Here is a 6,792-nt window from a genome sequence, read left to right as displayed (position 1 = left end):
TCTTGTTTGTATGAACTTAATCTACTTTTTCTCATCAAAACCATCCTAACATAACTTAGTTATCTAGAACAGCCCCTAAAACTATATAAAGAACATAGTGTATATAAGCTTTTGTATTGTTACAAATTTTTACAATATGTAAAAAATATATATACATTTTTCTTATATATTTGTTTTAAAGTATTTAAAGTAGTAGAAACTACATGAAAGATCAGTGGAATAAAAATGCAGATTTAGACTTTGATAAAGATATTGATTTTAACTTATATTCTAACAATATAGAGATAAATAAGCTACTTTACGCAGAATATAATAAATCTATGGATACTATTGATGAATCAATAGTAGATGCCATTATTAATCTTTACTTATCTGAAACAAATTATACATTATTGAATTATGCTAGAAAGCTTAGTAATAGATTTTATCAATTATTAAAAGGTTATTGCTCATATATTTCCCATAATAAGATTTGTATGTATGTTTCACCTAACGTTGGGGTGCTAAAACAACATGGATTTACATTTAAAGATATAGACTCTCTTGTGTTAAATTGGTATTCAATATCTCAATGTGAGCAGAATCAAAAGACATTCTCATCAATAATTAATAGCCTTGGTGAGAATAATGAAGTTATCAGAGGAGAGTTAGAAAATTGTGGTATTGATGTAGGGCTTTTATCTAAAACTATTCTTTTATTACGTGACTTTGCTCATTTAACTATTGATAATATTACTATTATAATGCAAGAGTTAGTAGAAGATTTTCATAAATCTAAAATAATGGAGCTAGATTCAAATGAAATAAAAATATTAGATTATTTTGGGCGTATTATTTTAGAAAATAATTTCTCACCTAATGATAGTAAAGTTTTTATAGAAAATTCAATTTTAAATATTGAAGAAAGACCTATTAAATCTATAAGTAAAGATTTTAAAATGATATTAAGAAGAGTTAATGAGTTTAACTCAAGTAGTTTTATCATAGGAAACAAATCATCACTCAATAATATATATTTAAAATTAAGAAGAGTAGAGATAATTCATAATTTATCCATATATATATATAATAAGAGAGAAAAAATAAATATTATAAAGGAAAATTTATTTAGAAAGGAAGTGTTTAATGGTAACTTTAATCAATGTCTTATAAAAGAAATTCAATATAGAATAATAGGAGATGGAAATCTTAATAATGCTTATGGTAGTATGGGAACTAATCCACAAGTATGGGTAAATTCTTTTGAGAAAGGCTTTAATAATTCGGGAAATGTATTATCCGAATTTAGATGTCGCATGTATTTTGTTTATATGTTAAATCATTTTTGTAATGAAATAATAGAAGATACTTATATGAGGGCATATATTAATAATTACCTTAAAGATAAAAATTACAAATGGCAAATTGATGATAATTTTATTGACTTATTAATATCATATAAAAAGGATGAACTAAATTATCTCCCTCCTATTTTTAGATATGGCTCTTATGCAATTTTGAATAAAAAAATGAGATCTTTAGTTACTTCAAATAGATTGTATAAAAAAAAATATAATAATTTAAGCGAAGGAAAAACTACAGATAAAGACCATATTAGTATAAAAACTTACAATAGACATACATCTAAGTATCCTTTATCAAGCAAAGAATCTCTTGGTTTAAAAGGAAATTTTGTAGATATTAGTAAACCTGATGATGCTACATACTCAAGTGGTAGTACATTGTTCAAATTAAAAGTTACTGATGATAAAGATATTCAAAATTTTATAAATAGATCTATTTTTTATAATATGAAATTACCATCTGGAATATCGGGAACATTAGATCAGTCTTTAACTATGGCTGGATTAGTTGGTATCGGAATTGATAGTGATCTTAAGCCAAACTATTCTGAATTATATATACTTCGTATGGCTTATATTACATTTATGAGACTACCTTATGATCACTCAATACATGAAATAATGACATCTTCAAAATCTTTCGGTATGAAATATTCTTTTAATGTAAGTTTCTGTAAGGATATTTATCCTTTCGATAAAAGATTATTAGATCTTATTAATCAATATCAAAGAGAAAAAAATAGATTATCCCCGCATGAAGTATTCAATAATCGATTGAGTGATTTTGATACTATAATTAAACAAAACTATATTGATTCTTTCCAAAAATATAAAATGGTATTTAAAATATGTAGGGAAGGTTATGCTCTAATTAGATCAGTGTATATTGATCATGGGCATTTTTCAAAAGAGATTGAGTCATTAAAATATCCAGCGACAACTCGTTATTTAGATATGTGGGATCATAAAAGAGATAGAAGTATATACTGTAATCCCGCTACTGGCGAAATAAGTCGTAGAGAGGTGAGTGAAATTAGAGGTAGTGCACTAAATAAAAATGGTGAATTAAAAAATAGCACTAAAAAAAGAAGTGTTACATTATTGTCTCCAAATGGTGATACTCAAGTTTTTCATTCTTTATTTGGGGATGTATTAGGAGAAGATTATATAATTACTATGTATAATTATGATTTGGTTAATAATAAAGATAATAAATATGTATTTGATGAAAATGCTTATACTAATACTCGATGGTGGTTGGGAGAAGAGTCTATTTTGTCTGATAATCCACAAAAGTATATATCTTTTAAAAAGTTACGTGAAAAATCAATGGGCGAGGCTTTGATGCAAAACCGTCATAGCTTTAATGAATTATTAGTAGGATTAAATAAAGAGGCTCTTATTGGAGTATGTATAGATATAGATAAAAGTTTGTATAATGCATATTTGTCATTACTTTATTGTTACTTATATATTAAAAATAAATTAGGGTTATCACTTCCATTATTTGTGAGATCAAAAAAATGTAAATTAAAACCTTTTACCCAAGAGCTTTTAGATAATCTATTAAATGCCTTAATATCTAAAATAAAATCAGACTTTCAAAATCTTAATGCTAAAGAGCAATCGATTATAGAGTATATCTATCAGATAGAAGATTACCATTTGTTAGCTAAATACCCTATTAGTAAATCAGAAATTGAATTTCGACTTAATTTATATTTGCCAAAAAATAAGGATATAAATAGTTTATATGAATTGTCAGAAAATTCAAATTTATCCATTGACAGAATTAAACTGCTTATAAGTTTTAGAGACTTTATTTCTAAATTAGAACAGAGTTTATCGTTATCTACCAATTTTATTTATATGCTTAAGTTTGATAAGGATGAAAAAAAATTGTGTTTTAAGCATGTGATTTCTTATCTTAATATTTGCATAAAAGAAGGAAAATCTCCAGAAGATATTAAATTAGTTGATATATTTCAAAAGTTAATAACAATATTGCCTATTAATCGTACTGGGCAAGAGATGGCACAAAATAATTTTAGGGATATAAAAATAACTAAGTCTGCTAAGTCATTATTTAAATATGAAGTCACTCAAAATCAGAAATATCTCTTTGAAGGTATCCCAGGTTTGAGTTTAGATTGGGTAAGAGAAATTAGAAGTAAAGCTAAAACAGAAAATGATATGTACATAGATCTTCTAAATAGAATATCTTATTGGAATGGTCAAGTTAATGTTGAAAATATGCTATCCTGTTATTATTATGGAGATTGTAATTATTTTTATGATGAATTAATATCTGCGTTACTTTAATGGAATATTATTGTATCTATAGTTATTAATTTTGTGATATTTTTATTATGATACAGTAGCTTAAGCTTAGATGTTTTGTTAGCAAATGATCTCGCTGGAAAGAAGATGTTTATAAAAGTTATTCAAAAGTATAACATCTATTATAGTAACAGTAAAAGATTAAAATATCGTATTTTGTGAGTAGAATATGAATTATTATTTTTGATCAGGTTTATAGTATTTAGGTTTAAACTCTATACCATATTTGACATTCATCCACATTCTGCTTATAAAACTTTGCATCTTAGCATCATGGATATTTAAGACATACATTTTTTTAATCATATCATCAGTAGGTCTGATATTTGTATCATCAAATATCTTATTCATATATTTTTCATTTTGTGTTACACCATTCGGCTGATATATATAATTACTATTTTGCGCAGCTACATATGGATCTAATGTATAGTTCATCAGAGCATAAGCCTTATCTAAATCTTTAGCTCCTTTAGGAATCATCAGCATGTCAAACCAAATATTTGTACCTTCTTTAGGAATTACATAAGCAAGAGTTATACTAGGATTGATCTCTTTTGCTCTTATAACTGAACGTACTACATCTCCAGAGTATCCCATTACTAAGCATAGATTTCCTGCTGTAAAATCATTTTGATATTTATTACTATCAAAATACTTAATATAAGGGCGAATATTTTTGATAATATCTAAAGCAGCTTTTTCATATTCTGCCTTACTATTTGTATTTGGATCAATACCATGATAATAAAAATAATTACCAAATATTTGTTCAGGTTCATCAAGTAGAGAAACTCCACATTTAGAGACTTTCTTAAGATATTTTTTATTAAAAACATATTCCCAGCTATTAGGAACAACTCCTTTTCCTAAGACTTTTTCTATCTCTTGTTTATTATATGCTAGACCTGTAGTTCCATAACTATAGACAACAGCATATTTATTGCCTGGATCATTTATTTCAGAAACTTTGTCATATATAGCTTTATTACGATACTTTAAATTTGGTAATTTTGATTTATCTAATTCTATAAGAGCATTTGATGCTATCTCACTATTTAAATATAAAGCACCTTGTTCAATAATGTCAAAACCAGATGACCCTGTCATTACTTTTGCCCTAGTCATATTATCATCGGATGTATATATATATTTTACTCTAGTATTAGAAAGTTTTGAGAAGCATGGAATTATATCTGGTGATATATAATCTGCCCAGTTTGTAAAGTTAAGAGGAGTCTTCTCATCTGTTGGTGTAATAGGAGTTTTTAATATTTTATTGCTACAAATATAAGAATCATCATCAGCATAACATAAGCCTGTAATACTTAATAAAGCACCAATAGCAAAAAGCTTTAATTTCATGAGAGTAAAAATCAACTTTAGTTGTTAAAAAATTACTTTAAGTATATACTAAAGCGCGTTATTTTCTAAAGAAAAAATAAGCAATGGAACAAATCGTAAGTAGTAAAAAATTTGGCTTAATAAGGCTAGTAATGATAAATATCATTGCAGTGGACAGTCTAAGAAATATATCTATCACGGCTCAAGCAGGATGGATTGTTGTGACTTTTTATGTATTGGCTGGGATTTTCTTTTTAATTCCTTGTGCGTTATTAACTGCTGAAATGTCTACAGGATCATCACAAGAGACAGGCGGTATTTATATATGGGTCAAAAAAGCTTTTGGTAAAAGGTTAGGCTTTTTAGTTATTTGGCTACAATGGGTTTATAACTTAGTTTGGTTTCCTTCTATTTGCGGTTTTTTTGCGGGAGTTATAGCTTATGTAATAGCCCCTCTAACAGGACAAAATGCAAATGAGTTAGTGGCTAATCCATGGTATATGATATCAATGAGTTTAGTAATGTTTTGGAGTGCGACAGCTATTAATTTATTTGGCGTTAAAACATCAAGTACTGTAAGTACTTTAGGTGCTATTATTGGTACATTATTACCTATGTTTATAATTATAATAATAGCTGTTATATGGTCATTCTCACATGGCTCTGAAATTGTATTACCAAGTGTTTCTGATTTTATTCCATCAGGAAATAATATAAGCAGCTGGGGTTTGTTTATAACGGTAATGTTTAGTTTATTCGGTCTTGAAATGAGCGCTATACATGCTGCAAATGTTAAAAATGCTAAGAAGAACTTTCCAAGAGCACTATTAATCTCAGGTTCTGTTATTTTAGGTTCTCTAATTTTATCAAATATTGCTGTTATCTTAGTAAGCAGTCAACTTCAAATTGGTGATGTAGATATTGTTACTGGATTAATGGTGTCATTTCATTATTTCTTTAATCAGATTAATATGCCATGGATGACTTATATTATTGCTATTACATTAATCTTTGGAGCATTTACGACAACATCTGCTTGGATTATGGGATTATCACGAGCATTTATGGTGGTGAGTAATGATAATATCCTGCCACAAATTTTTGGCAGAACTAATAAAAATGATGCTCCAGATACAATGCTAATTACTCAAGCACTAGTTTTTACAGTATTTTGTTTTTCATATATCTTTATGCCATCTGTAAATGAAGCATATTGGTATCTTAGTGATTTAACTGCACAATTAGCTGTTATCGCTTATATTCTAATGTTTATAACTGCTGTTAAGTTGAAAATCAGCCAACCTCTACAAGAGGGACAATATGAAATATTTAGAGGATCAATTGGTACTATAGTAATGGCAATATTCGGATGTATTGAGTGTGTGATTGCTATAATTGTTGGATTTATTCCTATAGATAGTGTTGATATGTCTATATTTAAATTTGATATGCTTTTAATCGTTGGGCTTGTTATAGCTTTAATTATCCCAGCAGTTATAACTATAAAAAATAGTTAATTTGTTTAAAAAAAATAATGTTAGAATAGTTTTGGGTACTCCTTTTTTATATTCATGCTAATTATTTATTCATATATTAAGAGGTTAAGTATAGTTTGTTTAACTAGTTAAAAAGCTATACTATAAAAGTTAGTATTAATAACCATAGTTTATACAAGTAAGCTTGAAATATGAAAGACTGTTGAATAAATCTTTCAATTTCTATGAATAGGAATATTTTTGCTATTTTTAGTAAAAACTTAGCCTTA

General features: G+C 27.0%; 3 protein-coding genes. 2 read left to right on the top strand and 1 reads right to left on the bottom strand.

Annotated features, from left to right (window positions below; genetic code table 11):
* The first annotated feature begins 203 nt into the window (after positions 1-203).
* On the top strand, positions 204-3,665 hold the full coding sequence (locus R8535_RS10370; RefSeq protein ID WP_329499015.1) for a hypothetical protein: 3,462 nt from the start codon (positions 204-206) through the stop codon (positions 3,663-3,665).
* A gap of 195 nt (positions 3,666-3,860) precedes the next feature.
* Here R8535_RS10370 and R8535_RS10365 read toward each other — a convergent pair whose 3' ends face one another.
* Entirely contained in the window at positions 3,861-5,048 is a 1,188-nt protein-coding gene (locus R8535_RS10365) for a polyamine ABC transporter substrate-binding protein (RefSeq protein WP_329499013.1), read from the bottom strand.
* Positions 5,049-5,131: 83 nt separating this feature from the next.
* Between R8535_RS10365 and gadC the strand changes: the two genes are divergently transcribed.
* Positions 5,132-6,544, top strand: a complete 1,413-nt coding sequence (gene gadC, locus R8535_RS10360) for a glutamate transporter GadC (RefSeq protein ID WP_329499011.1) — start codon at positions 5,132-5,134, stop codon at positions 6,542-6,544.
* Positions 6,545-6,792 lie beyond the last annotated feature (248 nt).

Origin of the sequence: Francisella sp. 19S2-4, from assembly GCF_036281795.1 — a bacterium.
GTDB lineage: Bacteria > Pseudomonadota > Gammaproteobacteria > Francisellales > Francisellaceae > Francisella.
Note: the sequence above shows the minus strand (reverse complement) of the source record. Positions and strands in the feature narration are given on the sequence as shown.